At 38.9% G+C, this 1,751-nt stretch carries 2 protein-coding genes; both read right to left on the reverse strand.

Annotated elements, in window-relative coordinates; genetic code table 11:
- Positions 1 to 248 precede the first annotated feature (248 nt).
- The gene (locus GWK09_RS14855; protein ID WP_163694256.1) at positions 249 to 809 is read right to left on the reverse strand and encodes a helix-turn-helix domain-containing protein; all 561 of its coding nucleotides are present in this window, start codon (positions 807 to 809) and stop codon (positions 249 to 251) included.
- 241 nt (positions 810 to 1,050) lie between these two features.
- On the reverse strand, positions 1,051 to 1,617 hold the full coding sequence (locus tag GWK09_RS14860) for a hypothetical protein (RefSeq protein ID WP_163694257.1): 567 nt from the start codon (positions 1,615 to 1,617) through the stop codon (positions 1,051 to 1,053).
- Positions 1,618 to 1,751 lie beyond the last annotated feature (134 nt).

Here is a 1,751-nt window from a genome sequence, read left to right on the forward strand (position 1 = left end):
GCTGCGCCAGCCAAAAGCCCAGTCCTTAGCAAGTGCATACTGCTTCAGAGGCCAGGGCATATCCCCATTCGGTTTTCACTGGATCGTTTGGGATTCCGCTCCGTACTACTTATTACATCAGAACGGTCCTGGCTATGGCCCGGCGCCTCAAAGCACTGGCCTTCCAAGACTAATTAATAATATCTAATGTAGGAAAATTTCCCATGTCCTGGCTGGCGATGGGCTATAGCCGTTGTTGTACAACGTATTTATTCTGATTTACTCACGAGTCTTTTCCCATAATACAGTGAAGCTAGAGCGATAGCAAAGCAAGGAAAAAGTAGGCTGCCAAAACCGACAATAAATCCGTGAAGAACCATAACCAAAATAAAATACAGCAGAAAACCTACTCCGTACTTTAAAGTTCTTTCCAGATTATTCATGCTTTTGGTTTGATAAACGATGAAAATTGGAATCAGAAAACTCAAAAGAACTGCAGCGAATTTACTGTTAAGATTGGCGTTAGAATCCAACGTTAGATACCCAAAAATACCCATCATAACAAAGTTTAGAACCAGCAGAAAAAAACCTTCTGCAACGAGATCTCCGATAGATCTCTTTTTGGTCATGGCTAGGTGTTCTGCTATCGAGTCTAGTTCGATGCCTAGTTCTCCTGCAAGAGAGCGAACTGTATTCAAGCGAGGCTTATTCTCGCCATTCTCGATCCTTTGAATCGTGCGCAAATTGATATTCGTACGATCTGCTAGTTCTTCCTGCGTTAAACCTTTAAGTAGACGGGCTTCTTTGAGTAAGTTTCCTAAATTTTCCAAGACAAGGTGTTTCTCCCAAATTTAAGAAGTATGACCAGAAATGATAGCGGTTCTGACACGACATTGTTACGACAATTTGAAATGTCGCCTGGGAGTAACTATCAATATGTTGTACAACGGTCTAGGCTATGAGTAGTTGCGTGGTTTAGCACTTTACTTTGCAAGTACACACCAAACTGAAAATCCGCGAGGATTATCAGAAGTAGGCGAGAACAAGCAATTACTTATAGCCATTGTTGTGCTACGTTATTTTTTTAATCAGTTTATCATAGGAATGTTTTTTCGCTTTTCTACGATAAGATTTCCCTTTTATTATTCCAAAAACTTCATTCGTTTCAGGTAGATATTCAACCCAATTTTCTGAACAACCACCAATCGCATAGTCAGAATCCGTTTCGTTTGGTAATTTCGGTTCAGGTCTTTTAGGTTGGTAAATTGACATAATATAGATTTTTCCCTTTTCAAACCCACTAGTACTAGCTCTACAATCCGCTCCATCTGTACTAAATATTTCAATTATTTTTCTTTTTTCAGTTCCACGAATCAATTCAAGAATTTCGATATTTATGGATTCGCCTGTTCCGTAATGTGGGTCAAAATTGTTATGGATTTGAGATGCTACAAATTCGTTATGGGCGGTATATCTTTTCCCGTCTTCAGTATGATAAACGTGTTCAATTATTTTGGCTTTAACAATCGTTTCCGAAAATTTGGTTACGTGTAAAAAATTCCCACCATATTCGCAACTACAAGCAGAAATTAAGCTTGTAAAAAGTAAAGTTAATATTGTCAGCAGAAGTTTTTTCATAATGTAGCACAACGGTGACGGCTATGACCAGGCGTTAGTTTCCTGATCTCCCCTTAAGATTATTATAATCCCTAAGATAGCAAATAGAGAATAATCTCAGGTATACACGCTTGGTTATAGCCGTTGTTCTGTGT

The organism is Muriicola jejuensis, assembly GCF_010671595.1.
GTDB lineage: Bacteria > Bacteroidota > Bacteroidia > Flavobacteriales > Flavobacteriaceae > Muriicola > Muriicola jejuensis.

Excerpts from the sequence above, each read along its gene's own strand:
- GWK09_RS14860 (WP_163694257.1), bottom strand. The coding sequence starts at position 1,617 with ATGAAAAAACTTCTGCTGACAATATTAACTTTACTTTTTACAAGCTTA.